Source organism: Ruegeria sp. HKCCD7255 (assembly GCF_013031565.1).
Classification (GTDB): domain Bacteria; phylum Pseudomonadota; class Alphaproteobacteria; order Rhodobacterales; family Rhodobacteraceae; genus Ruegeria.
Map to the genome: position 1 here is coordinate 156669 of NZ_WQAG01000002.1, position 26777 is coordinate 183445.

Annotated in this window: 26 protein-coding genes; 17 read left to right on the plus strand and 9 right to left on the minus strand. The window is 58.2% G+C overall.

The window, feature by feature from the left end:
* The 4 genes from GOX45_RS04530 (at position 1) to GOX45_RS04545 (ending at position 5092) form a co-directional block, all read left to right on the plus strand.
* Entirely contained in the window at positions 1–948 is a 948-nt protein-coding gene (locus GOX45_RS04530) for a hypothetical protein (RefSeq protein ID WP_171098448.1), read from the plus strand.
* On the plus strand, positions 945–2939 hold the full coding sequence (locus tag GOX45_RS04535; RefSeq protein WP_171098449.1) for a hypothetical protein: 1995 nt from the start codon (positions 945–947) through the stop codon (positions 2937–2939). Before GOX45_RS04530 ends, GOX45_RS04535 begins: the two co-directional genes overlap by 4 nt.
* A gap of 142 nt (positions 2940–3081) precedes the next feature.
* Positions 3082–4077, plus strand: a complete 996-nt coding sequence (locus GOX45_RS04540; protein WP_371808951.1) for a glycosyltransferase family 2 protein — start codon at positions 3082–3084, stop codon at positions 4075–4077.
* A gap of 34 nt (positions 4078–4111) precedes the next feature.
* Complete coding sequence (locus GOX45_RS04545) at positions 4112–5092, plus strand: hypothetical protein (RefSeq protein WP_171098451.1); 981 nt, start codon at positions 4112–4114, stop codon at positions 5090–5092.
* Positions 5093–5100: 8 nt separating this feature from the next.
* Here GOX45_RS04545 and GOX45_RS04550 read toward each other — a convergent pair whose 3' ends face one another.
* Positions 5101–5403, minus strand: a complete 303-nt coding sequence (locus tag GOX45_RS04550) for a DUF6476 family protein (RefSeq protein ID WP_171098453.1) — start codon at positions 5401–5403, stop codon at positions 5101–5103.
* On the opposite strand from GOX45_RS04550, the gene GOX45_RS04555 reads away from it, so the two are divergent.
* From GOX45_RS04555 to GOX45_RS04575, 5 genes are all read left to right on the plus strand, one after another.
* Entirely contained in the window at positions 5402–6430 is a 1029-nt protein-coding gene (locus tag GOX45_RS04555) for an RluA family pseudouridine synthase (RefSeq protein ID WP_171098455.1), read from the plus strand. The genes GOX45_RS04550 and GOX45_RS04555 overlap by 2 nt on opposite strands.
* A 152-nt stretch (positions 6431–6582) precedes the next feature.
* Positions 6583–7479 carry an RNA polymerase sigma factor RpoH gene (gene rpoH / locus GOX45_RS04560; protein WP_171098456.1) on the plus strand — a complete coding sequence of 299 codons (897 nt, stop codon included), beginning with the start codon at positions 6583–6585 and terminating at the stop codon, positions 7477–7479.
* A 139-nt stretch (positions 7480–7618) separates the two neighbouring features.
* Positions 7619–8593 carry a Gfo/Idh/MocA family protein gene (locus tag GOX45_RS04565; RefSeq protein ID WP_171098458.1) on the plus strand — a complete coding sequence of 325 codons (975 nt, stop codon included), beginning with the start codon at positions 7619–7621 and terminating at the stop codon, positions 8591–8593.
* 64 nt (positions 8594–8657) lie between these two features.
* Complete coding sequence (locus GOX45_RS04570) at positions 8658–8927, plus strand: DksA/TraR family C4-type zinc finger protein (protein ID WP_171098460.1); 270 nt, start codon at positions 8658–8660, stop codon at positions 8925–8927.
* Positions 8928–8938: 11 nt separating this feature from the next.
* A complete protein-coding gene (locus GOX45_RS04575) occupies positions 8939–9835 on the plus strand; it encodes a DMT family transporter (protein WP_171098461.1) in 897 nt (298 codons plus the stop codon).
* Positions 9836–9837: 2 nt separating this feature from the next.
* Here the strand turns inward: GOX45_RS04575 and GOX45_RS04580 are convergent, their stop codons facing one another.
* The 4 genes from GOX45_RS04580 to GOX45_RS04595 all read right to left on the minus strand — a co-directional run bounded on the left by GOX45_RS04580 (position 9838) and on the right by GOX45_RS04595 (position 13496).
* Positions 9838–10323 (minus strand): GNAT family N-acetyltransferase, encoded by a 486-nt coding sequence (locus GOX45_RS04580; protein WP_171098463.1) that lies wholly within the window; start codon positions 10321–10323, stop codon positions 9838–9840.
* Positions 10320–12140, minus strand: coding sequence for a M3 family oligoendopeptidase (locus tag GOX45_RS04585; protein WP_171098466.1), 1821 nt, complete (start codon positions 12138–12140; stop codon positions 10320–10322). Before GOX45_RS04585 ends, GOX45_RS04580 begins: the two co-directional genes overlap by 4 nt.
* An 82-nt stretch (positions 12141–12222) precedes the next feature.
* Positions 12223–13206, minus strand: coding sequence for an alpha/beta hydrolase (locus tag GOX45_RS04590; RefSeq protein ID WP_171098467.1), 984 nt, complete (start codon positions 13204–13206; stop codon positions 12223–12225).
* Entirely contained in the window at positions 13206–13496 is a 291-nt protein-coding gene (locus GOX45_RS04595; protein WP_171098469.1) for an SCP2 sterol-binding domain-containing protein, read from the minus strand. The genes GOX45_RS04590 and GOX45_RS04595 overlap by 1 nt, the downstream gene beginning before the upstream one ends.
* A gap of 30 nt (positions 13497–13526) precedes the next feature.
* Between GOX45_RS04595 and GOX45_RS04600 the strand changes: the two genes are divergently transcribed.
* The 6 genes from GOX45_RS04600 (at position 13527) to GOX45_RS04625 (ending at position 19434) form a co-directional block, all read left to right on the plus strand.
* Positions 13527–14135, plus strand: a complete 609-nt coding sequence (locus GOX45_RS04600; protein ID WP_171098472.1) for a tetratricopeptide repeat protein — start codon at positions 13527–13529, stop codon at positions 14133–14135.
* A 23-nt stretch (positions 14136–14158) separates the two neighbouring features.
* Entirely contained in the window at positions 14159–16981 is a 2823-nt protein-coding gene (locus GOX45_RS04605) for a helicase-related protein (protein ID WP_171098474.1), read from the plus strand.
* A 6-nt stretch (positions 16982–16987) separates the two neighbouring features.
* Positions 16988–17353, plus strand: coding sequence for an RNA-binding S4 domain-containing protein (locus tag GOX45_RS04610; RefSeq protein WP_171098476.1), 366 nt, complete (start codon positions 16988–16990; stop codon positions 17351–17353).
* A 65-nt stretch (positions 17354–17418) separates the two neighbouring features.
* Entirely contained in the window at positions 17419–17757 is a 339-nt protein-coding gene (fdxA, locus tag GOX45_RS04615; RefSeq protein WP_171098478.1) for a ferredoxin FdxA, read from the plus strand.
* Between the two features lie 283 nt (positions 17758–18040).
* Complete coding sequence (locus tag GOX45_RS04620) at positions 18041–18550, plus strand: CarD family transcriptional regulator (RefSeq protein ID WP_171098480.1); 510 nt, start codon at positions 18041–18043, stop codon at positions 18548–18550.
* A 122-nt stretch (positions 18551–18672) separates the two neighbouring features.
* Positions 18673–19434 carry an ion channel gene (locus tag GOX45_RS04625; RefSeq protein ID WP_171098482.1) on the plus strand — a complete coding sequence of 254 codons (762 nt, stop codon included), beginning with the start codon at positions 18673–18675 and terminating at the stop codon, positions 19432–19434.
* Here the strand turns inward: GOX45_RS04625 and cobS are convergent.
* Positions 19431–20195, minus strand: a complete 765-nt coding sequence (gene cobS / locus GOX45_RS04630; RefSeq protein ID WP_171098484.1) for an adenosylcobinamide-GDP ribazoletransferase — start codon at positions 20193–20195, stop codon at positions 19431–19433. The two genes, GOX45_RS04625 and cobS, sit on opposite strands and share 4 nt — an antisense overlap.
* 79 nt (positions 20196–20274) lie before the next feature.
* On the opposite strand from cobS, the gene cobT reads away from it, so the two are divergent.
* Positions 20275–21288 (plus strand): nicotinate-nucleotide--dimethylbenzimidazole phosphoribosyltransferase, encoded by a 1014-nt coding sequence (cobT, locus tag GOX45_RS04635; protein WP_171098486.1) that lies wholly within the window; start codon positions 20275–20277, stop codon positions 21286–21288.
* Positions 21289–21320: 32 nt separating this feature from the next.
* Here cobT and GOX45_RS04640 read toward each other — a convergent pair whose 3' ends face one another.
* The 3 genes from GOX45_RS04640 to GOX45_RS04650 all read right to left on the minus strand — a co-directional run bounded on the left by GOX45_RS04640 (position 21321) and on the right by GOX45_RS04650 (position 25882).
* Positions 21321–23204 (minus strand): monovalent cation:proton antiporter-2 (CPA2) family protein, encoded by a 1884-nt coding sequence (locus GOX45_RS04640; RefSeq protein WP_171098488.1) that lies wholly within the window; start codon positions 23202–23204, stop codon positions 21321–21323.
* A gap of 19 nt (positions 23205–23223) precedes the next feature.
* Positions 23224–23679, minus strand: a complete 456-nt coding sequence (locus GOX45_RS04645; protein ID WP_171098490.1) for an Lrp/AsnC family transcriptional regulator — start codon at positions 23677–23679, stop codon at positions 23224–23226.
* 178 nt (positions 23680–23857) lie between these two features.
* On the minus strand, positions 23858–25882 hold the full coding sequence (locus GOX45_RS04650; RefSeq protein WP_171098492.1) for a hypothetical protein: 2025 nt from the start codon (positions 25880–25882) through the stop codon (positions 23858–23860).
* Between the two features lie 164 nt (positions 25883–26046).
* Between GOX45_RS04650 and GOX45_RS04655 the strand changes: the two genes are divergently transcribed.
* On the plus strand, positions 26047–26739 hold the full coding sequence (locus GOX45_RS04655; RefSeq protein ID WP_171098495.1) for an SIMPL domain-containing protein: 693 nt from the start codon (positions 26047–26049) through the stop codon (positions 26737–26739).
* Positions 26740–26777 lie beyond the last annotated feature (38 nt).

A 26777-nucleotide genomic window follows, 5' to 3' on the forward strand; every position in this document is an offset into this window, starting at 1 on the left:
ATGGATGAAGACCTGCCCAAGGACCAGAGCCAACCTGACCATCCCGAACGTAAGACAGGATATGAGCGGATCCTGACCGACCCGCCGCCGCCCTGGTTTGTCGAGCTTTATCCCGGCGGTTCAGGGCGCGGCGCTTTCGAGAAACTCGACCGGCATTCGATCTTGTTTCATCACCGCGACAAACGGCGGTTGGTGGTCAGCTTTGACAATATTGCCAATGTCAACGACCTGTCCTTTGCGCGTGAGCCCTGGGGGTGGAAGTTCTTTCGCGATATCGGCTGGTCCCATCTGGGGGTCTTTGCCCGCACCAAAGCCTGGTTCCGGGATCCCGAGATCCTGTCATTCATGCAGGCCAAGGCAGATTCGGGGTTTTTCGCGCGGTTTGATCAGGTGGTTTTTGCAGGCGCATCGATGGGCGGGTTTGGAGCGCTGACCTTTTCCGCACTCGTGCCCGGATCGACTGTGATTGCGTTCAATCCGCAAACCACTCTGGACGAGCGTTTGGTGCCTTGGGAAACGCGGTATCGTTTCGGGCGGGTGCAGGATTGGGATTTACCGCTTGGTGATGGGGCCAAGACATTGGAGCAGGCGGGCCGGGCTTATGTCTTTTATGATCCGTTTTTCGAGCTGGACCGGATGCATGCGGCGCGGCTGCAGGGCGCCAATACGGTGCTATTGAAGACCTGGTTTTCCAACCATTTTGCGGCACCAATGCTGCGAAAGCTGGATATGTTGAAGCCGGTCATGCTGGGCGCGATGGACGCGACATTGGAAGAGGCAGAGTATTACCGCCTGATCCGCGCGCGCAGGACCTTGCCCTGGTACATGCGGGGGATCGAGGCGGCAGGGCAAGAGCGGCACCCGCAGCTTGTCCGCAGCGCGCGCCAACGGTTTCGGCAATTGCGTCGTGCAGCTACGGCGGCAGGCCCGGATGGGGATGACGCATGAGCCGCAACCGGGGCGTCTTTATCGGACAACGCAAAGACCGGTTGGGCGCGCGACTGCTGATGATGCTGACATGCATCCGCCTGGCCGAAGATTTCGACACAGATTATCGCGTCAACTGGTTTCCAAAAGGCAGCGACGCTCCCGAGCTTGAAAACCCATCGGAATTGTTCAGCGAAGACTGGATGAAAGCGCAGTTTCTGGACAGTGCCACTTTTGATGCGCGAACTCAGACGGCGCTGCCGATCTGGTCCTTCCTCAACGACGAAACCCCCGATCGTTTGCTGGCCCATCTTGCCGAGGGACGTTCTGTTTTGGTTGAGGAAGGCTTCGAGGTTCTGTCGTTTCCCTGGGAAGATATCGAGGCCATTCGCCCGCGCTACCGTGCTTTTATCCATCAAATCGGTTTCACCCCCGAGTTGCGCGCCATTATGGACAAGGCGGATGCTGCTTTGTCTGGAGAAGGGGTCTCGGCCTATCACATCCGGCGCGGGGATATCCTGAACGGCTTGCCCTGGAAGCACACGACATGGCCCGCCAAGATCGAGCCCGAGGAGCTATATGAAGCGCATCTGGACACGCATCCGGGCCGTCCAGCCATCATGTTTTCCGATCAACCCGAACTGATTAAACGGTTCAAAGAGCGGTACCCGGATCTGATGCAGATGTCCGACATTGCCGATCTGTCCCAACTGTCGCGGGCCAAACGCGACTTTATCGAGCTTTACACCATGTCCCGCGCGGATGAGGTGATCGCACCCTATATCTCGGCCTTTTCCATGGCGGCTGCGCGCATCTCGGGCCATCAGCGCAAAGTGTTTCGAGATGTTCTAAGCCCCTCAGAACTTGAGCAGGCCCGAGCCAAAGTGATCGCGCGCTGCGCCCGGGGGCCCGAGGCGTTTCTGAACACGTCCGAGGCGGCGCATGTCTATGCCAAGGCGGTGCAGTACCTTATTGCCGAAGATCGCTGCCAAGAGGCATTTGACCATGCCAAACCGATATTGGAGGCGGGTTCCGATAATGCGTTTTTGCCGCTGTTGCAGGCGCTGAACTGCCTGTATCTGGGGAAATGGGCCGAAGGCGAGGCGTTAGCGCGGCAAGGATTGCAGAACCCCGATATCTGGCCCGAAGACCATGCGGTTCTTACGGCCCTGTTGGCGGCTGTGCTGGGCGCACAGAAAAAGCGGTGGGGGGCGACCTTGTGCTTTGCACAAGCCTTTTGGGCAAAGCCCATGCGCCCTGATGTGGTCGTCTTTGGATCAAGAATGCTGTACCGGGATCAGATTGCCTTCCGAGCGTTGCCTCCGGTCGATTGGGCGCTGCAACGGCAGTTGCGTCAGCGCCGCTTTGCGCCTTTCAACAACCTCTATTTGGTTCAGCAGAAAGTGCTTGCACGTCAGCCCTGTAACTTCGATCTCATCTTGCTCGATTGGGGTAGCCTGGCATTGGATCAAAAGGCGCGGCGTTTGCTTGCCAATCAGGGGCGTTTGCAAGCGCTCGAGCGCGGATTGGTTGAAGCAACGGATTTTCCCAAGGATGATCCGCGCTATCAAACCGCGCAAACCTTTTTGCACTGCCATATGGACCTGCTGTCACCAATGCAGGCAATCGACCGGTTGCGCCAGCTTGCGCGGAATATGCCCGAACATGCGCTTACTCACAAACGTTTGGCAGAGCTTTATCTAAAGGACGGAGATCAAAGGTTAGCCCGTCAGGCGATGGCTGATGGTTTGGCCTGCGATCCCGAAAACCCGTTTCTTATCTTTGCGATGGGGCAAATGCTTGAGCAAATCGGGGCAGAGGATATGGGCCAGCGGCAAATCCTTCAGGCCGCTCGGCTGGACAAGAGCACCGCCGCGCTGCAAGGCATGGCCGGGCAGATATATCTGCGTCGGGGCAACAAGGACAAAGCGCGCATCTTCCTCGAAAAAGCACATTCCCTGTGTCCACCCTACAAACGTTTTGCGAACCAATTGAAACGTGTTGCAGCCTGATGTCTCGGAGGCCACCAAAATACCTTGTTCAGGGTGGGGCTTTGGTCTTGGTTGGAACCGCCAAAGCGCCTAGGCTTTGGAAAACCAATAAATGTGCGCCGCGCGGCTGCGTCATGCAGTCAAGCGGCAAAAGGGGCAAGCAGTGACGTCGGAACAGGATACGCGTTTTGTCAGTGTGACACCGATGAAGAACGAGGGCCCGTTTGTGCTGGAATGGGTGGCCCATAATCAGGCTGTAGGCATTGATCAGATGGTTGTTATGACCAATGACTGCACCGATGGCACCGATGCGCTGTTAAACCGTTTGGACGAGAGGGGGGTCTTGATCCATGTGGACAACAACTCTAGCCGCCCAACCAGCCCGCAGAAGCGCGCTTATAGAACCTTTCTCAAACGCGAATACGCCCGCCCGCAGGATTGGGTGGTCGTGATCGACGCGGATGAACTGATCAACGTCAAGACCGGCGACAACACGCTGCGGGCGCTGACACAAGCCATTCCAAAGGCCAAGACAATCTCGATGACCTGGCGCTTGTTCGGCAATGCGGGCGTCGTGGAATATCAGGACGGGTTTCTGTCGGATCAGTTCCGCATGGCGGCGAAAGAGTTCAGCCCAAGGCCGTCTCAAGCCTGGGGGTTCAAGACGCTGTTTAAGCGCGAGCTTTGGGATGCCATCGGTGTGCACCGCCCCAAGCGCCCAACCGTTGAAACGATGGAAGACTGCCATTGGTATAACGGATCGGGTCAGCTGATGCCCGACCGCTATTACGAGGCCAGTTGGCGATCGGCGCGCGACTCGGTTGGGTATGAGCTTGTGCAGCTGAACCATTATGCGCTGAAATCCTGTGAAAGTTATCTGGTGAAAAAGATGCGCGGGCGGGCGCATCATCTGGGGGAAAGCCTGGGTCTGGAATACTGGAACATCATGAACCGCAACTTTGTCGAGGACCGCTCGATCGACGCCATTGCGCCGCGCAAGCAGGCCCGGTTCGACGCGTTGATGTCCGATCCCGAAACGGCGCGACTGCACAAGGCCTGTTGCGCGCTGCATCGCGAGAAAATCGCCGAGCTGCGGCAGGTGCCCGACATGCAGGATCTGATGCGGCAGATGCTGGGGGATCCGGCGGCGGCCCCTTAAGGGGCCACGCCGCTGATGTGACTGAGGAAAAGCGATGTTATGGCTTCATATAGGCATGCCCAAAACCGGCACCACGGCGTTGCAGGGGTTCATCCGAGGCAACGAAAAGGCGCTAAGCCAGGGCGGGCTGCGATACATGCATGCAGGTCGCAAGCGCGAGAGCGATCGCCGTCCGAAAATTAGTCACAACATGATTGCCTTTGACCTCAACGGCAGCGGCGAAGCGGTGGCGGAAATAAAAGAAGCGATGGCGGGGGAATACACCCAGTATCGCGAAGGCACCTGTCTGGTTTCGTCCGAGATGTTCTATTCGGTCGATATGACCGAGTTGGCGCGCATCTTTGCGGACATTCCCAAAGATGAAATGCGGGTGACGTTTTACTGTCGCAGATACTCGGATTTCTTCGAGGCCGATTACAAGCAGCGCGCTAAAAACGGGCGTTTGGCGCCAGGTGGGACAGCCTATATCCGGCAGCGTTTGAAAGCCATCGCGGACGCGCCTCAGACCTATACGTTCACCGGTGCAGCGCACCGCGTTCGGACTGCGTTTCCTGATGTTGAGGTTGTGCCCATGCTCTATGATCGGGCCGAGATGGTGAACGGCAATGTCATTGACGACTTTCTGACCCGAATATCGGTTCCGATCCCCGACACGCTGTCCACCGACAGCCCTTCAAATCCGTCTTTGTCACGCCCCGCCAGCGAAGCGTTCGGGATCGTCAGCCGGGCTATGGGACGGCAGAAAAGCCGTCAGTTGCGGCGCAGCGTGTTGGAAGATCCGACGCTTTATCGTCGCCATGATGTGCTTGAGTCCTCGGAACGCGAATGGCTGGACGGGTATCTGGCCGAACATGATGCAGAGTTTCAAACCGAGTTTTTTCCTGAGCGTGCGACGTTGTTCGCCCCGACCGAACTGGATGAAGCCGCCACTCAGTTCCGGCGTGATACCCCGGAAGAGACAGAGGCGCTGCGTCGCGCCTCTGAGATCGTGTTCCGGCTGGCGCTGACAGGCTGATCGCAGGCTTATTCTACCGGGATCTCTTGCCGCAGCCGCCCGGTTGTCTTGTCAAAGATCAGAATGCGGCTGTCATCGGTCACGACCGCATACCAATTGTTGCCGATGGTGACGGCCTGGGCCTTGGCGCCATCGGGCAATTCGATCTGTTCGGGCAGGGTGGGGGTGCGACCCGATAAGCGGATGACAATCAACGCAAAGGTCACTAGAACCCCGCCAATCATCACCGCGGTCAACAGCATGACCATTCGCCGCAGCAATCGCAGCTGAGGCGTTTCCTGCGGTTCCTGAGGGTCGGAAGGGACAGTCATGGGCACCCGCCTGATAAAGTTTCACATCGCGGCTGCGCCGCCGCCTCGCCTTGATAAGGCGCTTTCGCGGGATGTTCCAGACAGCGCCGCCTTGTCGCGCACGCGGCTAGCGCGCCTGATCGAAGAGGGGGCGGTACAGGTGGACGGGTCCGTGGTCAAAGACCCAAAGGCCAAACCCATCGAGGGCGCGCATGTGGCAATCACATTGGCCGAGGCCGAAGACAGCCATATCGGCCCCGAAGATATCCCGCTTGATGTCATCTACGAAGACACCGATGTGATTGTGATCAACAAACCTGCTGGCATGGTGGTGCATCCTGCGCCAGGCTCACCCAGCGGGACATTGGTGAACGCGCTGCTGCACCATTGCGGATCGGACCTGTCGGGTGTGGGCGGGGTAAAGCGTCCCGGGATCGTGCATCGGATCGACAAGGAAACCAGCGGTCTGCTGGTAGTCGCCAAATCAGATACCGCGCATCACGGGCTTGCTGCACAGTTCGAGGCGCACAGCGTTGAGCGTTATTACCGCGCGCTATGCTATGGTGTGCCGGACGCAGGCGACCCGCGCCTGCGCGGGGTCAAAGGGGTCAGTTTCGAGCCCGGCAACATCCTGCGCCTGACCACGCAGCTGGCGCGGCACAAGACCGACCGGCAAAAACAGGCGGTTCTGTTTCACGGCGGCCGTCACGCAGTCACCCGCGCTCGGGTCGTTGAAAGCTTTGGCGATCCGGCCTCAATCGCTCTGATCGAGTGCTGGTTGGAAACCGGCAGGACCCATCAGATCCGGGTTCACATGGCCCATGCAGGCCACGGTCTGGTGGGCGATCCGGTCTATGGCGGCAAGCGAAAACTGCCGACCCGGGCCTTTGACGCGGCAACAGCCCAGGCTGTGCGCGATTTTCCGCGACAGGCGCTGCACGCAGCGGTTTTGGGGTTCGAACACCCGATTTCCGGTGAATTGCTGCGGTTCGAGGCTGAATTGCCCATGGATATGGCCGGTATGCTGACGCAGTTGCGCGGGCAATGACACAAACCGCAAAACACGGTGATTTCGAAAATCTTAGCTTTCCTTTATCAACCGTTAATTTCAAACTGCTAGCAGATCCTCTTGAATGATCCGGTATCGGTTCCCATATCCCATGTTAAGGGCTTAAACATATGTCCAGGGGGCAGTAACACATGTCAAATTACAAAAATCTTCCCGCACCAACGCCTGAAGGCGGTCTGAACCGCTATATGCAGGAAATCCGCAAATTCCCGCTGCTTGAGCCGGAAGAGGAATACATGCTGGCCAAGCGTTGGGTTGAGGAACAAGACACGGCGGCCGCCCATAAGATGGTCACGTCGCATCTGCGCTTGGCGGCCAAGATTGCCATGGGCTATCGCGGTTATGGCTTGCCACAGGCCGAAGTGATCTCGGAGGCGAATGTGGGCCTGATGCAGGCGGTCAAACGCTTTGACCCCGAAAAAGGCTTCCGTCTGGCGACCTACGCCATGTGGTGGATTCGCGCCTCGATCCAGGAGTATATCCTGCGGTCATGGTCTTTGGTGAAACTTGGCACCACCTCGGCGCAGAAAAAACTGTTTTTCAACCTGCGCAAGGCCAAAGCCCGGATTGGCGCGTTGGAAGAAGGCGATTTGCACCCCGACAACGTAGCCAAGATCGCCACCGATTTGGGGGTCACCGAAGAAGAGGTGATCAGCATGAACCGTCGAATGTCTGGTGGCGATGCCTCGTTGAACGCCACGGTTGGCTCTGAAGGCGAAGGCACGATGCAATGGCAGGATTGGCTGGAAGACGAAGATGCCGACCAGGCCGGGGATTATGAGGCCCGCGACGAGCTGGAAGCGCGGCGCGAGCTGTTGACCGCAGCGCTTGACGTCCTGAATGACCGGGAAAAAGACATTCTGACCCAGCGCCGTCTGATGGATCAGGCCGTCACTCTGGAAGAGCTGAGCACGCAATACAATGTCAGCCGCGAACGCATTCGACAGATCGAAGTGCGCGCGTTTGAAAAACTGCAGAAAAAGATGCGCGAATTGGCTCGCGAAAAGGGAATGCTGGGTCAGCACTGACCAACCCAAAGCTTGTAAAAGACCGGTCCATGCGGCCGGTCTTTTTGTTTGGTATTTGCGATCAGTGACATGACAGGCCGGTTGCGCGGTGATAGGGGTGACCAAGTTGGTGGCGCTAACAGGTCGTGGGAGGAGAAAGATGCAGAAACCGGTTCAGTGGGGCATTCTGGGGGCCGCAAAATTTGCGCGTCAGTACATGGGACCTGCCATCCACGCAGCAAACGGTGCCCGCCTTGCGGCACTTGCCACATCCGATCAGGCCAAGGCGGCTCCGTTTCAAGAGTTCTGCCCGGATCTGAACGTTCATGACAGCTATGACGCGCTGCTTGCCGACCCGCAGATTGATGCGGTTTATGTCCCGTTGCCCAACCATTTGCACGTGGAATGGAGTTTGAAGGCGCTGCAAGCAGGCAAGCATGTGCTGTGCGAAAAGCCGATGACGATGCGGGCCGAAGAGTTCGACCAGTTGATCGCGATGCGTGATGAGACCGGCCTGTTGGCGGCCGAAGCCTATATGATCGTACATCACCCGCAATGGCAACTGGCCCGCAAACTGGTGCAGGATGGTGCGATCGGTAAGCTGGTGCACGTCAATGGCGCGTTTTCGTTCGACAATCGTGAAGACACGACAAATATCCGCAACCGCGCCGAAACCGGCGGCGGCGGGCTGCGTGATATCGGGGTCTATGTGATCGGGTCCACGCGCTTTGTCACCGGGCAAGAGCCCGAGACCGTGCGCTCTCAGATCCGGTGGGAAAACGGCGTCGACGTCTTTACCGAGATCAACGCACGCTTCCCCGGGTTTACGTATTCCAGCTATGTCTCCACCCGGCTGCATCCTAATCAATGGATGGAGTTCCATGGAGAGGGCGGGGTGATCCGCCTGACCGCCCCGTTCAATGCCCGCGTCTTTGGTGAGGCTCGGGTTGAACTGCATTGTCCAGGCCTGGAAGTGCAAATCACCCGGTTCCCCGGCGATGATCACTACAAGCTGCAGGTCGAGGCCTTTTGCCGGTCGGTGCGCGACAGGGTCGACTATCCGTGCCCGTTGGAGTTTTCGCGCGGGACCCAGGCCATGATCGATCAGGTGTTTGCCAACTCCGAAACGCTCTGACCCGATCTTGCCAATAGGGCGGGCGCAGGGCTAACCTGTTGCCCACCCAATCAGGAGAGGGATCATGGCTGGTGGCTGGGCACGTGATGGTGCGGTAAGCGAACAGATCGAGGCCTCAATCAGCGATGAGCTTGCGCGCATGCAGGCTCAAAAGCGACCTGTGGGCGAAAGCCTGACCCATTGCGCCGAATGCGAAGAACCGATCTCAGAAAAACGCAGGCAAGCGCTGCCTGGTGTAAAGCTGTGCCTCGATTGTCAGCAGGATCGAGACAGCAGTTTCAAAACGCGCGGCGGCATCAATCGGCGCGGGTCGAAAGACAGTCAGTTGAAATAGGCCAGGTGTAGATGCGCGAGACCCAGCACAAGCCCGTGCAATGGATGCAGAGCGGATTGGTGTTTGGTTTCATGGCGGCCTTTCTGTGGGGCACACACAGCGTCATCGTACGGTTTCTGACAAGTGATCTCGGCGGCTTGCAGATTGCTGTTATGCGTTTATTCATTGCAGCACTTGCGATCTATGGAATGCTGCGTCTGATGCGCGCGCGTCCGTCGGTTAAGCTTCGGGATTGGAACTTTCGATTGGCTGTTCTGGCAACCGTTGTGAATTACATCCTGTTTCACGTCGGGCTGGAATATACGGGTGCGGCAAACGCGATGGTGCTGGAAAACACCGCGCCTTTCTTTGTGCTGGTCTTTCTGTATTTCTTCGCCAATGCCTCTGTCGGTAGAACCGAGGTTCTGGCGACGGCTTTGGCCATTTTCGGTGTCTTCCTCACGGTCTTTCGGGATATCGAAGGCGGAGGAGATCCTTTGTTCGGGGACCTTCTGGAAATCGGAGCAGGTCTGAGCTGGGCGGTCTTTCTGATCACCAGCAGTCGGGCGATGCAATCCTCTCAGACCACGACCGAGCGGCTCAACTTTCTGTTTGGGATATTCCTGTGCTCGGGCATCTTGCTGATGCCCCTCGCGGTGTTCTCGCTGCAGATGCCCTCCTCTGAGGATTGGGTCTTCCTGTTTCTGCTGGGCATTCTGCCCACTGCGATGGCCTATTATTTCTGGTACGAGGCCGCAGCGCGGGTCTCAACCCTGACCGCCACACTTCTTTTTGCGGCCTCTGTTGTTTTTACGTTTGTCAATTCCGCAATCTTTCTTGGGGCAACAATCACATTGCTTGAAATCATTGGCGCCGCTTTAATTGTCGGCGCGATCTTTTTGACTTCCCTGAAGAAAAGCAACGGTTGAGTTCAGCATCTTGCCTGCGCCCTCAATGGAAGCGACAGAATATGCTGCGGGCCCGCATCGCCGTGCGGCCAAATTTCGCCAGTGTCGACAAACCCTGCTTTGCGATAGACCGCAATGGCCGCGGGGTTTGCAAGGTCGACCGTCAGAAATAGGGTTTCGGCCTGCGGGTAGAGCCTCGGCAAATAGGCCCTGAGCGCCTGCATCGCGGTGGTCCCATAGCCTCTGCCCTGGACGCGTTGGTCCAGGATAACAGCCCGCAGGCCCAAATCCTTTTCTGTTGCGAACGGGTAGTCGGTGCTATAGGCGCGGTCGATTTTGAAGAGACCAACCGCACGCCCTTTGGCGTTAATCTGGTGCAGATCGAACCGATCCGCTGGTTCGGCCAGAGCTTCGGCCACTGTGCCAGCGAATTTCAACTGATCAGGCCGCAATCGGATGTCCGCGACCTGATCCGCGTTGTTACGGTCCAGCGGGTAGAGGGTGATCACCCCTCCAACGCTTCCAACTCGTCGATGAAGCCCGAGATCATCGACAGGCCTTTGTCCCAGAACTTGGGGTCGCTCGCGTCCAGGCCGAAGGGGGCCAGCAGTTCGGAGTGGTGCATGGACCCGCCCGCGCGCAGCATGTTGAAATATTTGTCTTCGAACCCTTCCGCTCCGGCCTCGTAAACCGAATAAAGCGCGTTCACCAACCCGTCGCCGAAGGCATAGGCATAGACATAGAAGGGCGAGTGGACGAAATGGGGGATATAGGCCCAGAAGGTCTCGTACCCTTCCATGAATTCAAACGCCGGGCCAAGGCTTTCGGCCTGAACGCTCATCCACAGGGCGTTGATGTCATCGGGGGTCAACTCGCCCTCACGCCGGGCGGCGTGCAGCTTGCATTCAAAGTCGTAGAAGGCGATCTGGCGCACGACCGTGTTGATCATATCCTCGACCTTGCCTGCCAGCAGCACCTTGCGCTGCTCCGGTGTCTCAGCCTGATCCAGCATTTTGCGGAAGGTCAGCATCTCACCAAAGACCGAGGCGGTTTCGGCCAGGGTCAGTGGCGTTGAGGACAGCATCTCACCTTGGCCTGCGGCCAGCACCTGATGCACGCCGTGGCCCAGCTCATGCGCCAGGGTCATCACGTCACGCGGTTTGCCCAGATAGTTGAGCATCACATAGGGGTGCACATCGGTGACGGTGGGATGGGCAAAGGCGCCGGGCGCTTTGCCGGGCTTGACGGCGGCGTCGATCCAACCTTTGGAAAAGAACGGCGCTGCAAGCTCGCCCATGCGCGGGTCAAACGCGGAATAGGCGTCCATGACCGTTTTCTCGGCCTCGTCCCAGCCGACAATACGGGTGTCTTCCATCGGTAGGGGCGCGTTGCGGTCCCAGACCTGCATCACGTCCAGCCCCAGCCATTTGCGCTTCAACTCGTAATATCGATGGCTTAGCTTGGGATAGGCTGCGACAACGGCCTCGCGCAGCGCTTCGACCACTTCGGGTTCGACATCGTTTGACAAATGGCGACCGGTCTGCGCGGTCGGCATGTTGCGCCAGCGATCAACGATTTCCTTTTCTTTGGCCTGTGTGTTGTGCACCCGGGCGAAGGTTTTGATGTTATCCTGAAAGACGCTGGCCAACTCGCGCGCGGCGGCTTCGCGTTTGGCGCGGTCCTGTTCGGTCAGCAGGTTCAGCGTGCCTTCGATATTCAGCTCTTGGCCGTCCACCGTGAAACTCAGACCCGCGATGGTTTCGTCGAACAAACGCTCCCACGCGTCACCGACAACACCCAGATCGTGCAGAAATTTCTCAAGCTCATCCGACAGCTGATAGGGTTTCATCGCACGGATGCGGCGGAATACGGGCTCATACCGGGCCAAATCGGCATTGGCGTCGAAATGCGCATTGAGTGCGTCATCGTCGATGCGGTTGATCTCCAGCGTGAAGAAAACCAGTGGCGTGGTGAAAACGGTGATCTTTTCCTGCATGTCCGACAGGAATTTGGCGCGGTCAGCATCGGTGGTCAGCTGATAGTATCGCAGCCCCGCAAAGGACATGATGCGCCCGGCGATGCCGTTGATCTTTTCATTGCGAGTCACGCAGGTCAGCAAACCTACGGCGTCCAGTTCCGCCAGCTTGCCTTCGTAATCCGCGGCAAAAGCGGCGCATTCCTGTTCCAGCCAATCCAGATCGCGCGACAGTTCGGGCGCGTCTTCCGACGTATAGAGATCGGTCAGATCCCATTCCGGCAGATTGCCCAGATTGTCAGAGCCGCCACCGGCATTTGCGTCACGGACGGGGAAGGGAAGGTCGCGCATGGATCACCTCGGATTAGCATCTTTAGCCAACATCTAGGCGCGTGAGCTGCAGATCACAAGCGGTGTGACAAAGCTGTGTGGTTCAGGACTTTTTTCGGTTGCAGGGGCTTCCCGCTTTCACCGACAGCGCAGTTTGGAAATGCGTGGCCAATGCGTCAAAGACAGGGCCCCGAACGTCAGGAGCCTCCATCAGGACTTCGTGTTCACCTTCGGGGATTTCCACCAGCTTGCCCTTGGGCCAGTTGGCCATGCGGGTTCTGATCGCGTAGCGGTCCACGATCTGCTCGTGCGACCCCAGATAGGTCAGGCAGGGAGTGTCGGGCGCATTTTGCTCCATCAACCAGCTGCATTCATCAAGTGCCTCGCGCAGCCAAATGGTCGACGGCGCACCCAGGGCCAGATCCGGATAAGCGGTCAATTGGTCTTTCATCATCTGAAACATGTCCGGATCGCGGGTCAGAACATTGCCATCAAACGGCGCGGTCATGACATAGCTTTCCAAAGACGTGGTCGGCGGTGTTTTCTCGCCCAGGCCAAAACGTGGGCCCCAATAGGCTGTCATCCAGCTGAGTGGCTTCATGATGGGCGAAAAGTAGATGCCCCACATTGGCCCGGTAAAGGCGCAAGAGGCAAAACTGTCATTCTCAAGCACGGCCCGCAGTCCGATAGCCCCCCCCATGGAATGCCCCAGGACGTGCCAAGGTTTTGGCAGATCCAGCTGCTCTGCCAATTCCAAAGCCGCACGCACGTCGTGCTGGTAATCGGTGAAATCCGCAACATGGCCCTTGCGAGGGTCATCGAGCAGGCGGTCCGCCATTCCTTGACCGCGCCAGTCGATGGCCAGCACGGCAAAGCCCCGATCAATGAATTCCCCGGCGGCGTCGCCATATTTCTCGATATATTCAGTGCGTCCGGGGAACAGCAGAACCGTCCCGATCGCGTCTTGTTCAGGCAGCCAATGCCCGACACGAATGCGGGTGTCGTCGGCGGTTGTCAGCCAATGGGCCTTTCCACCGGCCGGACCGCCGGCCACGTCTTCATAAAGAGGGGCCGGCGACGAAATCATCAGGCCAGCACCGAAGCCAGTTTCATCGCGATACCCATATCGCCATCCACGCTCAGCTTACCGGACATGAATGCGCCGGTCGGGTTCAACTCGCCAGACAGGATTTCTTGGAAGGTTTCCGCGTCCGCGCTGAGGGTCACATCGGCCTCGTCATCGCTCACGCGGGCGCCGCTGGCATCCAGAACGATTGCGCCTTCGCCTTCGATGGCGAACTTGGCAGAGGCGTCGAAATCGCCGCCCGACAGTTTTTCGTTCAACGCGGCTGCGGCTTTTTCAAGAATGTCGCTCATGGTCTTCCTCATTTTGTTTGTGCGCCGTGAATGGACATCCGCGGTCGCAACGCTACACTGACCATTGTTATGGGTATTGCAACACACAAACTCAAAGGTACCGTTGCGGCATTCGTTGTCCTAGTCATGTATTCCTCTACTTGCATTGCGCAAGAAGCGGATTTGCGTGATGAGGCAGCATTGTTGGAACAATTGTCGCAATCAACGCCCGAACAGGCGGTCAACATTGATCGGCAATTGCAGGCGCTTTGGTCACAATCGGGATCTGCCTCCGCCGATCTGCTGCTGGAACGCGGCCGCGAGGCGCTGGACGAGGGAGATGCAGAAGCTGCGATCGATCATCTCACTGCTCTGACAGATCACGCGCCCAAGTTCGCCGAAGGATGGCACGCACGCGCTTCGGCGTTTTTTGGAATCGACAGATTCGGTATGGCCGTTGCAGATCTTGAGTATGCGTTGACATTGAACCCCAACAACTACGAGGCGCTCTACGGTCTTGGGCTGATCTTCGAGATTGTCGAAAAGCCGCAACAGGCTCTGGATGCCTATAACCGCGCCTTGGCTATACATCCCCATCACGAAGAAGTAACCAATGCCGTGAATCGTCTGAAGCCTCAGGTTGAAGGCCAGTCGCTGTAAAGAACAAAGCGCAGGGGGCAAAGGTGAGCGGGTCTTCCCGGGTAGTGGCCGTACTTGGCCCGACCAATACAGGCAAAACACATTACGCGATTGAACGCATGCTGGGGCATCGCACCGGTGTGATCGGTCTGCCGCTGCGGCTGCTCGCGCGCGAGGTGTATGACAAGATCGTCGCCATTCGCGGCCCCTCGGTGGTGGCGCTGGTCACGGGTGAAGAACGCATCGTGCCGGCACGGACCCAGTATTGGGTCTGTACGGTCGAGGCGATGCCCGAAGGCATGGGCGCAGATTTTGTGGCTATCGACGAAATCCAGCTTTGTGCGGATCCCGAACGCGGCCATGTTTTTACCGACCGCTTGCTGCGGTCCCGTGGCACCAATGAGACCCTTTTTCTGGGTTCGGACACGATGCGCGGGGCGATCGCCGCCCTTGTGCCCGAGGCACAATTCGTGCGGCGCGAGCGGATGTCGCAACTGGTTTATACGGGCTCGAAGAAAATCAGCCGGATGCCGCCGCGCAGCGCGATTGTCGGGTTTTCGGTGGAAAACGTCTATGCCATCGCCGAGCTATTGCGCCGCCAAAAAGGTGGGGCGGCAGTGGTCATGGGGGCGCTCAGCCCGCGCACGCGGAATGCGCAGGTCGATCTCTACCAGAATGGCGAGGTTGACTACCTGGTGGCCACGGATGCCATTGGCATGGGGCTAAACCTGGACGTTAATCACGTTGCCTTTTCGTCTCTGACCAAATTCGACGGTCGTCGCATGCGTCCTCTGGCTGCAAATGAGCTTGCCCAGATTGCCGGACGCGCGGGGCGGGGCATGTCCGATGGCACCTTCGGCGTCACTGGTGAAGCGCCGCCGTTGGAGGATGGGCTGGCGCAGGCAATCATGGACAGCCGCTTCACGCCGATGAAAAAGCTGAATTGGCGGAATGCCGCCTTACGGTTCGGATCGATTGAGGCGCTGATTGACTCGCTCGAACTTGGCCCCAACGACGAACACCTGATCAAGGCGCGCCCCGCTGATGACCTGAATGCGCTGAAATCCCTGTCGCAAGTGACCGAGGTTATGGCCCGTGCCAGCGACGGTCCATCGGTCCGTCTGCTGTGGGATGTGTGCCGCATCCCTGATTTTCGCGGTATCAGCCACGCCGAACATGCCAATCTGCTCGAAGTGATCTATGGTCACCTGCACGAAGGCGGATGCATCCCTGATGACTTCATGGCGCGGCAGATTCATCGGATCGATCGCACCGATGGCGATATAGATGCACTGTCCAAAAGGTTGGCTTATATTCGCACCTGGACATATGTTGCACAACGAAACGGCTGGGTTCGTGACGAATCCCATTGGCGTGAGGAAACGCGCATTGTAGAAGACAGGCTGTCGGACGCTCTTCACGAACGTTTGACTCAGCGATTTGTGGACCGGCGCACATCCGTGTTGCTGCGCCGGCTCAAACAGAAGGAGGCCCTTTTGGCCGAAGTAAATGACAAGGGTGAAGTGACCGTCGAAGGCGAATTCGTCGGTCGTCTGGAAGGGTTCCGGTTTATTCCGGACAAGGCTGCGCAGGGAACCGAGGCGAAAGCGCTCAAATCGGCATCTTTGCAAGCCCTCGCGCCGCAATTCCATCTGCGCGCTGACCGCTTCTACAATGCACCCGATACCGAAATTGATTTCACCGATCAGGGCGGCCTGATGTGGGGCGAATATGCCGTCGGCAAACTGGTTGCCGGGGCGGAACCGCTCAAGCCCATGGTCGAAGTGTTTGTGGACGAGGCCGCAGGGCCTGACGTCGAACAGAAAGTGCAGCGCCGGTTGCAGCATTTCATCGACCGCAAGGTGGCCGCACTGTTTGAGCCGCTGCTGAACCTGTCGCGCGATGAGGAACTGAGCGGTCTGGCCAAGGGCTTTGCCTTCCGCATGGTCGAGGCGCTCGGTGTGCTGCCCCGCGCCGGTGTTGCGCAAGAGGTCAAGGATCTTGATCAGGATGCCCGTGGCGCGCTGCGCAAGCATGGCATTCGGTTTGGTCAGTTCACCATCTTCATGCCGTTGCTGCTGAAACCCGCGCCCACGCGGTTGCGTCTGGTTCTGTGGGCTCTGTCTAGCGGTCTGCAGGAATTCCCCGAAGCACCGCCGCCGGGTTTGGTCACCGTACCCGTCGCCAAGGATGCGCCTCAGGGCTACGACACCATGTGTGGCTATCGCGATGCCGGCGACCGTTCGATCCGCATCGACATGCTGGAACGTCTGGCCGATATGCTGCGCGCCGAAGACAGCCGGGGCGGTTTTGAAGCCAAACCTGACATGTTGTCGATCACGGGCATGACACTGGAACAATTTGCCGACCTGATGCAGGGGCTGGGCTATAAGGCCGAGCGCGGTGAGCGTGAAAAAGTCAAGCCAACACCGGTTGAACAGCCTGCGACTGAGGCCGCTGAGCAGTCCGTGGCCGAAGAAACCCCAACGCCCGAGGCCGCTCCGGCAGAGGTCGCCGCACCCGCCGAGGCGCCAGCCGAGGCCACCGACAGCACCGAGGCGGCAGCCGAGGCTACCCCAGCCTCTGAGACGGCCGCCGAGCCTGCATCGGAGGAGCCCGAGGTTGAGGTATACTACACCTTCACCTGGGGACGTCAGCGGCAGCAAAACCGCGGCCCGCGCCGCGAACAGGGGCAGGGCAAGGGTAAGCCGCGCGGTAAACCGCAGGGCAACAAGCCGCAGGGCAAAAAGGGTGGCAAACCTCAGGGTGCCAAGTCCTTCTCATCGCGGCCTCCGAAGAAGGAAAAAGCCATTGATCCGGATAACCCGTTTGCCGCAGCGCTTATGGGTCTGAAGGACGGCAACTGATCGCCGATGGCTCAGGCCAAGCTGCGGATCGATAAATGGCTGTGGCAGGCGCGGTTCTTCAAGACCCGCAGCCTGGCCGCCAAACAGGTCAGCGGCGGCCATGTCAGGCTCAACGGAAACCGGGTGCTGAAAACGGCGCAAACCGTGGCTCCGGGCGATGTTTTGACCTTTCCGCAAGGGCGCATCATTCGCGTTGTCCGTGTCGAGAACCTCGGAGAACGGCGGGGCCCAGCCTCTGAGGCGCAGACGTTATACTTTGATATGACGGAAAAACAGGAAAGCGCTCCCAGAAATCCGGGATATGAAGGAAAAGGTCGTCCGACCAAGAAAGAACGACGTGCTATCGATCTTTCTCGCATGTCTGATGACTGATCTGATCTTGCGAAGACCGTCAGACTGAACTAGCTAGTCGCCAAGCCCTAAACAGGAATTGACCCATGACCTATGTCGTTACAGACAACTGCATCGCCTGCAAATACACAGATTGTGTTGAAGTTTGCCCTGTAGACTGTTTCTACGAAGGCGAGAATGCTCTGGTCATCCATCCTGACGAATGCATCGATTGCGGCGTGTGCGAACCGGAATGCCCGGCAGACGCTATCCGCCCCGATACCGAGCCGGGTATGGAAGGCTGGGTCGAATTCAACCGGAAGTATTCCGAGCTTTGGCCGGTGATCGTGACCAAGAAAGATCCGTTGCCCGAGGCTGAAGAGCGCGACGGCGAAGAGGGTAAGCTCGAAAAGTATTTCTCGGAAGCGCCCGGTGAAGGCGGCTGAGCGATTCGCGGCAAAGCCCGTGGCGTGTGGTTTAGATTTTTCCGCTAAGTCTCTGCCATGAAACGTAAATCAATGTATGCACACTCGCATCACTTCCGGATGTCGCATTTTTGTGATATAATCGGTAGCTGAACGATTACTGAGATGGGGATGTACTCCTTAAGTATGACTGCTTTGGAGTTCTGATTTTGCGACAAACCTGCTGCCTGACGGGGCCAAGTAAGGCACCGCACAGGTTGTTTTGTCGTCTCACGTCCCGATCCGCAACCAAGGATGAACCTGTATGTCAAAGTCGAAAAAGCTCGAGTTCCGCCCGAATGATTACGTCGTCTATCCCGCCCATGGCGTGGGTCAGATTGTCTCGATCGAAGAGCAGGAAGTCGCGGGCTATGCACTAGAGCTGTTTGTGATTTCTTTCGAAAAGGACAAGATGACCCTGCGCGTGCCGACGAACAAAGTGACCGAATCCGGTCTGCGCTCGCTCAGTTCACCGGATGTGATCAGCCAGGCGATGAAAACGCTGAAAGGCAAGGCCAAGGTCAAGCGCGCGATGTGGTCGCGCCGCGCGCAGGAATATGAACAAAAGATCAATTCGGGCGATCTGATCTCGATTGCCGAAGTGGTCCGTGACCTGCACCGCACCGATGATCAGCGTGAGCAAAGCTATTCTGAGCGTCAGCTTTACGAGGCCGCGCTTGAACGCCTGACCCGCGAAGTTGCAGCGGTATCCGGCGCGGATGAGTTGGCTGCAGCCAAGCAGGTTGACGAAGTGCTGACATCGCGCGCTGCCTGATTGTCCAATCGGGTACTGAACAATGCCGCTCCGTTCGGGGCGGCTTTTTTCGTTCTGGGTGCTTGGCCTTTAAGTTCAAAGACTGTAGTTTTTGAATGTCTGCAAAGGGATGCACGCTCAGAATGAAGCAGACTGTCAAGTATCTGTATATCAGTCACGATCCGGTTTCGGTCTGGTTCCGCTATGCCCTGATCGTGTTCGATATCGCGACCATCGTGTTTTTCGTGGCGACCGCACATGTCTCGTATGGTCCGGGCATCACGACCGCAAGTTTTGTCGTTGGGTTTCTGATCCTGTTGGATTTTTCCGCCCGGCTTTGGATTTCAAAAGACCGCTGGAAGTTGCTGCGCCAGATCTACACGCTGGCCGATATTGTGGTGATCCTGTCTCTCTTTCTCGATCCGTTTCTGACGGGCAATCTGGCCTTCTTGCGAATCCTGCGCGCATTGCGACTGATCCATTCCTACCATCTGCTCAGGGATCTGCGACGCGACAGCACATTCTTCCGCACGCATGAGGATGCCGTCATCGCAGCCATAAACTTGCTGGTGTTTGTCTTTGCAACCTCTACGGCTGTCTTGGTGTTCTTCATCCCGGACGACACCCAGACCCCGTATATCGATGCGCTGTATTTCACCATGGCCACGCTCACGACCACCGGGTTTGGGGATATCACGTTGCAAACGCCGGGTGGCAAGCTGTTTTCAGTGTTTATCATGGTGGTGGGTGTGGCGCTGTTCGTGCGTTTGGCGCAGGCGATCTTCATGCCGCAGAAAGTGCGATACAAATGCCCGGGCTGCGGGTTGTTTCGCCATGATCCAGACGCTGTGCACTGCAAGCATTGCGGCGCGACCCTCAGGATTGAAACGGGAGGTGCGTCTTAGATCAATGCAACCAGGGTCAACAGAACCGTCACTTCGGTCAGCTGTTGGGTTGCGCCGAGTATGTCACCCGTCTGACCTCCAATCTTTGCCTTGGCTATCTTTGCGACGGCGAAAGCTGTTCCGCATGACAGCAGAACGGGCAGGATAGCTCCGGCACCCAATACCAATCCGGCCAGTGACATAGCCAGAAACAGACCCAACCCAACGCTCGACACCGGTGGTCGTCCTACCGATTGGCTAAGTCCGGACTTACGGGCATTGGGCAAGAAATGCATCAGCACGGGTATCAAGCTTCGAGAGACCATACAGGCAGCAAGGATACCGGTGAACATGTCGGCATGGATCAATGCAGCGATACCGGTGATACGCAATGTTTGAACAAGCCCAATCGCCAACACGCCATAGGTGCCGATCTGGCTGTCCTTCATGATCTCCAGACGACGCTCGGTCGTATAGCCGCCCCAAAGCCCGTCGAACATGTCAGCCAGGCCGTCTTCATGCATCGCGCCGGTCACGACGATTAAAACGCTTACAACCAGCGCGGCACTCACAAAGGCGGGCAGGCCAACCCAGATGGCCAACCAACCTGTCAGCGTCGCCAACGCGCCGACGACAAGCCCCACGATCGGAAAGGCCCAGACCGCCTTGGCTTGCCGCGTAAAGGCAGGTTCGGGCAAGCGCGGCATGGGCAAGCGTGTCAGCAATACGAAAGCCAGCGGAATATCCCAGCGGGAAATCGGCTGTGTGTCGTTTTTGTGCACGTGCAGGCCTCTCTCGGTCTTGTCGCATTGGCCACAATGGTTAAACACACAGGACCACTGTGATGCAACGAGGCTTTGAATGCTGCCTGACTTGAATGACTTGAACGATTTCCGTGCTGCTCTGGCTGAGGCTCCGTCTGCGGATGCACAGGCAAGGCAAGATGCCAGTGATCGGAATGCGCAGCTGACCAAGCCTCCTGGCGCTTTGGGACGGCTTGAAGACCTTGCGATCTGGTATGCGGGTTGGCGCGGCGATGCACGGCCAAAGATTTTGACACCGCAAGTGATCGTGTTTGCCGGAAATCACGGGGTGACGGCGCAAGGGGTTTCGGCCTTTCCACCCGAAGTGACCGTGCAGATGGTGATGAATTTCGAACATGGTGGCGCGGCCATCAACCAGCTGGCCAAGGCCGCCGGGGCGCAGATGGATGTGTATGCGTTGGATCTGGACCGCCCGACGCAGGATTTCACCGTTGGACCCGCGATGAGCGAGGACGAATTGTTGACGGCACTGCGTATCGGCTGGAACGCGGTTGATCCGCAATCGGACCTGCTGGTTGTCGGAGAGATGGGGATTGGCAACACCACACCCGCTGCCGCCCTCGCATGTGCTTTGTTTGGCGGTGACGCAGGCGATTGGACCGGACGGGGGACGGGTGTTGACGATGCGGGCCTGGCCATCAAAACCCGTGTCGTGGCCGAAGGCGTCGCCCTGCATGCAGGCACGGGCGACGGGCTTCAGATCCTGCGTTGCCTGGGTGGCCGCGAGATCGCCGCGATGGCGGGCGCGATTGCTGCAGCACGCGTTTTGCGTATTCCGGTCGTTTTGGACGGGTTCATTTGTTCAGCCGCCGCGGCCTGTCTGGCGCAGCTGTCCGAAACAGCTTTGGATCATACAATCGCGGGGCACCAGAGTGCCGAAAGCGCCCATGCCGCCCTGTTGGACAAACTGGGCAAAGAACCACTGCTCAGCCTGGGTTTGCGGCTTGGTGAAGGGTCGGGTGGGGCGCTGGCGATCAACATCCTAAAAAGCGCCGTGGCGTGCCATTCGGGCATGGCGACATTCGCCGAAGCGGGTGTTTCGGACGGCTGAAGCGAACCGTCTGGCCGTGTCCAATGACAGGGTCAGGCGGATTTCTTGTCTGTCTCTTCCGCCAATTCCAGCAGCGCAGTTTCAAGGTCTTTTTCCAGCTGTCGCGACCGCTCGATATATTTCTTGTTGTCTGCGGTCGGAACACCGGGCACCCAAAGCTCGGCCAGTTCTCGGACAGAGGCGCGATCATGTTGGTAAAAGGTCTGCTCGGCCTGCGCGGCCTCGTATTCGCTGAGGCCGATATTTTCCAAAACATAGCGACCAGCGCGTAAGGATCCGTCGAACAGCTCGCGCACGATGTCATTGGCGCCAGCTTGATACAGTTCGTACACATGGGTCCGGTCGCGAGCACGTGCGATGATATGCAGGTCAGGACGTTGGCGGCGGGCATAGCTCACCAATCGTGTTGCCTGTTTGCGGTCATCCATCGCCACCACCAAGACAGCCGCTTTTTCAATCCCAGCGGCGCGCAGCAATTCGGGGCGCGTCGGGTCGCCCAAAAAGCCTTTCACCCCAAAGCGGCGCATCAGCTGAATGGTTTCGATGTCATGGTCCAGAACGACTGTCTTGAAGCCACTGGCCTGAACAAGCCGGTTCACGATCTGACCGAACCTGCCTATCCCGGCGATGATCACCGGGCCTTTTTCATCAATGTCGTCGGGTTCGACCTGGTGTTTGTGATCTTTTGCGGCTCGGCTGAGCAGATCATAGAGGATAAACAGAAGCGGGGTGATCAGCATGGTCAATGCAATGATCATCAGCAGCTTTTGCGACAAGGCGGGGGGGATGACGTTTTGCTGCGTCGAAAACGCCAGCAGGACAAAACCGAACTCACCCGCTTGTGCCAGGCCCAGAGTAAACAACCAGTGATCGCGGCCTTTCAGTTTGAAGGCGCGGCCCACGATGAACAGGATGATGCCTTTGACAAGGATCACAAGCAAGGCCAGCCCGATCAGATCAAACGGGTCATCAAAGAAAAAACCCACATCGATACCGGCGCCAACCGTGATGAAGAACAATCCCAATAGCAGACCCTTGAAAGGTTCAAGGTCGCTCTCCAGCTCGTGCCGAAACTCCGAGCTTGCAAGAACGACACCCGCCAGAAACGCACCCAAAGCAGGTGAAAGGCCAACAAGCGTCATCAGGAAGGAAATGCCCACAACAATCATCAAGGCCAGCGCGGTATACATTTCGCGCAAACGAGTGGCATGGATGAACCGGAACAGCGGACGGGTCAGATAGATCCCGGCCAGGACGACAAAGGCAACAGCCCCGATCGTGACGAGCGTGACCGCCCAGCCCGGAAGCCCTTCGACCAGTGACAGGGTGTGATGGGGGTCGACCCCGTGCCCCCCATGCTCCCCCCGATCAATGGAGCCGTCAGTATTGAAATGGGCCACTGCAGGCAGTGCAAGCAGTGGCAGGAAGGCCAATATGGGGATAACCGCGATGTCCTGCGTCAGCAGCACCGAAAATGTTGCGCGCCCGCCATTGGTCTGCATCAGGCCTTTCTCGGACAGGGTCTGCAACACGATGGCGGTCGATGACAAGGACAGCGTCAGCCCCACAGCAAGAGCGACTGACCAGGGTTGCCCGGTGTAGAAAGTCACGGCAGCGATCACCGCTGTGGACAACCCGACCTGAAGGCCACCCAACCCCAGCAACTTGTCCCGCATATCCCACAGCGCGCGGGGCTCCAATTCGAGCCCGATCAGAAACAGCATCATAACGACGCCGAATTCCGCCACATGTTGCAGGCTTTCTGTCTCGGCCCCCACCAGCCCCAGAACCGGGCCAATGGCGATACCCGCCGCCAGATAGCCCAACACGGACCCAAGCCCAAGCCGTGCCGAAAGTGGAACAGCGATCACGGCTGCCGCCAGATAGATCGAGGCCTGATAGAGGAATTCGTTCATTGTTGTCCTTCCTGGGCCCTCAGGTGGGCAATGGGGCGTCGCGTTTGAGCTGATCCATGACGATCTGGCTCTGAACCCGTGCAACAGCAGGATGCGGCAGGATCACCTCGTGAAGCAAGCGATTGAGCGCTGACAAGTCGTCACAATAGACGTGAAGCAGATAATCGGCCTCACCGGTCATCGTCCAGGCGCTGCTGATCTCGGGGCGGGCGTTGACCATGCGAGCAAAGCTTGCGGATTGTTCGGGGCCGTGGGTGCTGAGATGGACTTGGATAAAGCCCTGAACCTGAAGGCCCAGTTTCACCGGATCCAGCCTTGCGGTATAGCCGGTGATAAAGCCGTCGGCCTCAAGCCGCTGCCGTCTGCGCCCCGCCTGACTGGCAGAGAGATTTAGGATCTCTCCCAATTGCTGAGCGGTGAGATGCGCGTCCTTTTGCAGGGCAGATAACAGTCGTGTGTCGGTATCATCGAGCATGTGCACTAAAATTCCATCTCGGTCCGGTTTCATGCGGCAAACGCGCATGGGACAAGGCTAGCGGAACAGCAAGGATAGATACAGGGTCTGTCGGCCTCCGCGTCTTGCTTGCGCGTGTTTGGCTTGGCGCGATTGCGGCGATGCTGGAAAAGGCAGATCCGTATCCTTGACCGCTGGGTCAACCGCTTGGGATCTTCAATGTCAGATTGCGGCCGCGCTTCTGGTATCGCAACTCGCTTTCTCCAATCGCGACAACATTGCCACCATCCAGCCTGTCGCCCACTTTCAACTTCTTGTAACGACCGCTGGGCAGGCGCACCAGGGCACGGCGGTTCGAGGGCGTGCCATAGACCCCAATCAGGTTGAGCTGACGCAGATTGATCGCGTTGTCGATTGTGGCTTGCCGTGCAACCGAGGCAGTCGTCGGTATTTTAGGCGTGACCGATCGCGGCGCGACCGAGCCTGCTTCGTCTGTGTCGTTGTTGACATTGGCTGTCGACCCAAGCGACGCGCCGGAGGCGGCAGGGCGCTGTGCCACCTGAATGGCGATATTACTGGGGCGTGATTTGGGACGCGGCACACTGATGGTGGCCACAAGTTCGGGTGTTTCGTCCACCGTTGGAGGCGGCGGTGGTGGCTGCAGACCTGCAGGCCGAACCTTGGGGCGTAGCGCGGCAAGCTCATCACGCAAACGTCCGCCATATTGCTGCCGTTCAAAACGTTCGGGCAAATCAACTGGTCGCACACGCGGGCGATAGCTGGCCAGCCTTTGATCGGCCTCGGGTGCTTCGGGCTCTGCTTCGAACCGAACCGGTGGGCGCGGCGGTACCTTTTGTGGCGGCCCGGCAAAGACCATGACACCGCCCGGGTTCAACGTTCCTTCAGCGCTGGGGGTCACCAAACCGCGTTCGTCCAGCACAAACCGTTGCCCTTGCTGGCTGGGCAGCTCTGCCTGATCGAAGGGTTTATCCGTTTCAAGACTGTCCAAAGCGGGCAGGGCGACTGCATCAAATGACATCACAGGTTGAGCCACCGAGCTGTAGTAGAACTCGGTTTCGGGCTCAATGACCGGCTCGATCAAAGGCGAGGGGGCAACCGGTAGAGCCCCTGTGAATTCCAGAATTGGTGCCTGCGGTGCATCAGCGGGTGCGACCTGTTGCACCGTTTCCGGCGGGGTCTGTAGCGCTTCGAGAATGGCGGCATCTGTGGCGCTGAGTGCTGGGGTCCCAGTCGTCGTCCCCGATTGCGCCTCTTCAGTTACTGCGTCAGCGGTTTCCAGGTCCGGCGGGCTTTGGGTTGGAACGGGTTCGTCTGCAACTTCTGGCTCGGACAGTGCCAGTTCTGGGGGTTCCAATCTGCTGGGCTCGATTGGCGAGACGGGTGTCGCCGGAGCCTCTGACGCTTGCGGTGCCAATGCAACGTTTTCGGCGGATGGACCCGCTTCAAAATCGGCCGTTCCAGGCGTCGCGATTTGTGGGGGGATCGAAGGCGGGTCCACATCCGCACTGTCGGTGCGAACCAGTGACCACGCTCCGAGCGCTACACCCAACGCAACCGAGGCCACGGCAACCGGGAGGCCATGCCGTTTTAGATCGAACTGCGCAGCCCAGGCTGTTGCTGTCCCGGAAACCTGCCCCAGAACACGCTGCGCAGTCGCGACGAGATCTGGATGATGCGCCGGTTCTTCGGGTTCTTCTGTTGCCTCGTCCAAGGTTTCGGGAGCAGCTTGCTCAAGGTCAAATTCGAAGATCTGTCCGGTGGGGGAATCTTCGTTTGTCGCATTCACACCAAAAGATTGCGGAATGAACCCATGGCCGGTTGCAAATGTCTTTGCCTCGTCCAAGGTCTTGCGGGTTACTGCGGCAACCTGAACCTCGTCGCCATCTGCGATTGTCGAATAGGCAAGTTCCTCCAGCGCATAAGGCGTCGCCGTCTCAAGCGTTTCCCTTACTTTTTGCCGGGCTTCTTCGTCGGTCAGTTCACCCGTGTCGACTGTCAAAAACCGGATTTGTTGCTGCGGTAACAAGAGCGTGCAGGCCAGGTGGTTTTCGATGGCGAATCCCCGGTCACGCAGCGCCCGTACTTCTGCATTCAGATCTGCTGATTCCAGTGGGACCGAGCCAATACAATACCAATCTCCATCGGATTGGTGATGCAGGGAAATTCCGGTTTCAGAAAAAGTCAGCGCGAAGGCAGGTTTCATAATCCGGTGGAACCACAAACATCAGTTTCAATGCAAACGCTTTGGCGTCTGGTGCCAGAGATTAGAGCAGGAACCCGCCGAGGGAAAGGAAAAGCACGACCGTGCTCTTGTATGGCAAGGTCTTGCCGCCCCATCTATAGGATGAAGTCATAGGAGAGATCACCTTGAAGACACTTGCTTTTTTGGCGGCGTTGACGGCCGCAGTCTCTGCGATGCCCGCTGCTGCGGAAGAACGTCGCATCACCGTTGACGCGTCGGGAACCATTCAGGCCGAGCCCGATATGGCGACGATCACGCTGGGTGTCACGAATGAGGACGCGCAAGCCTCGGTTGCGATGCAGGCTACATCGGATGCAATTGCGCAGATCCTGGGCCGACTTGAGGCGTTTGGGCTGGAAGCGCGCGACGTTCAGACACGCGACTTGTCGCTTTCTCCGGTCTGGAGCGGTCGGAACCAAAGCGGCGAGACACCGGAAATCACCGGCTTTGTTGCCTCAAACCGTCTGTTTGTGCGGGTGCGTGATCTGGATCAGCTGGGGCAGATCATGGATGCGGTGATCCAGGACGGCGCAAATGATTTCGGCGGGCTCAGCTTTGGGGTGCAGGACCCTAAACCGCTGGAGGCGGAAGCTCGCGCCAAAGCAGTTGCCGAAGCCACCGCCAAGGCCGAGCAATTGGCGCAGGCCGCGAATGTGTCGCTGGGTCCGGTGCAGATGATCCGTGAACAGGGTGGGGGTATCCGACCAGTGGCCGAAATGCGCGCCTTCAACGTGGCCGCAGACAGCGGTGTGCCGATTGCAGGCGGCGAAATCTCGGTGACCGTCAACGTGTCGATGGAGTTCGCAATAACTCAATGACCTTGAACGCGGGCGCACAAAGCTGCGCGCCCGCGATG

Bases quoted from the DNA above. Each gene is read 5' to 3' on its own strand.
- GOX45_RS04535 (WP_171098449.1), top strand. From the start codon at position 945: ATGAGCCGCAACCGGGGCGTCTTTATCGGACAACGCAAAGACCGGTTG.
- GOX45_RS04585 (WP_171098466.1), bottom strand. From the start codon at position 12,140: ATGCGCGACCTTCCCTTCCCCGTCCGTGACGCAAATGCCGGTGGCGGC.
- GOX45_RS04575 (WP_171098461.1), top strand. From the start codon at position 8,939: ATGCGCGAGACCCAGCACAAGCCCGTGCAATGGATGCAGAGCGGATTG.
- GOX45_RS04600 (WP_171098472.1), top strand. From the start codon at position 13,527: ATGGACATCCGCGGTCGCAACGCTACACTGACCATTGTTATGGGTATT.
- GOX45_RS04620 (WP_171098480.1), top strand. From the start codon at position 18,041: ATGTCAAAGTCGAAAAAGCTCGAGTTCCGCCCGAATGATTACGTCGTC.
- GOX45_RS04530 (WP_171098448.1), top strand. From the start codon at position 1: ATGGATGAAGACCTGCCCAAGGACCAGAGCCAACCTGACCATCCCGAA.
- GOX45_RS04650 (WP_171098492.1), bottom strand. From the start codon at position 25,882: ATGAAACCTGCCTTCGCGCTGACTTTTTCTGAAACCGGAATTTCCCTG.
- GOX45_RS04545 (WP_171098451.1), top strand. From the start codon at position 4,112: ATGTTATGGCTTCATATAGGCATGCCCAAAACCGGCACCACGGCGTTG.
- GOX45_RS04565 (WP_171098458.1), top strand. From the start codon at position 7,619: ATGCAGAAACCGGTTCAGTGGGGCATTCTGGGGGCCGCAAAATTTGCG.
- GOX45_RS04570 (WP_171098460.1), top strand. From the start codon at position 8,658: ATGGCTGGTGGCTGGGCACGTGATGGTGCGGTAAGCGAACAGATCGAG.
- rpoH (WP_171098456.1), top strand. From the start codon at position 6,583: ATGTCAAATTACAAAAATCTTCCCGCACCAACGCCTGAAGGCGGTCTG.
- GOX45_RS04555 (WP_171098455.1), top strand. From the start codon at position 5,402: ATGGGCACCCGCCTGATAAAGTTTCACATCGCGGCTGCGCCGCCGCCT.
- GOX45_RS04645 (WP_171098490.1), bottom strand. From the start codon at position 23,679: ATGCTCGATGATACCGACACACGACTGTTATCTGCCCTGCAAAAGGAC.
- GOX45_RS04595 (WP_171098469.1), bottom strand. From the start codon at position 13,496: ATGAGCGACATTCTTGAAAAAGCCGCAGCCGCGTTGAACGAAAAACTG.
- GOX45_RS04550 (WP_171098453.1), bottom strand. From the start codon at position 5,403: ATGACTGTCCCTTCCGACCCTCAGGAACCGCAGGAAACGCCTCAGCTG.
- cobT (WP_171098486.1), top strand. From the start codon at position 20,275: ATGCTGCCTGACTTGAATGACTTGAACGATTTCCGTGCTGCTCTGGCT.
- GOX45_RS04610 (WP_171098476.1), top strand. From the start codon at position 16,988: ATGGCTCAGGCCAAGCTGCGGATCGATAAATGGCTGTGGCAGGCGCGG.
- GOX45_RS04640 (WP_171098488.1), bottom strand. From the start codon at position 23,204: ATGAACGAATTCCTCTATCAGGCCTCGATCTATCTGGCGGCAGCCGTG.
- fdxA (WP_171098478.1), top strand. From the start codon at position 17,419: ATGACCTATGTCGTTACAGACAACTGCATCGCCTGCAAATACACAGAT.
- GOX45_RS04625 (WP_171098482.1), top strand. From the start codon at position 18,673: ATGAAGCAGACTGTCAAGTATCTGTATATCAGTCACGATCCGGTTTCG.
- GOX45_RS04590 (WP_171098467.1), bottom strand. From the start codon at position 13,206: ATGATTTCGTCGCCGGCCCCTCTTTATGAAGACGTGGCCGGCGGTCCG.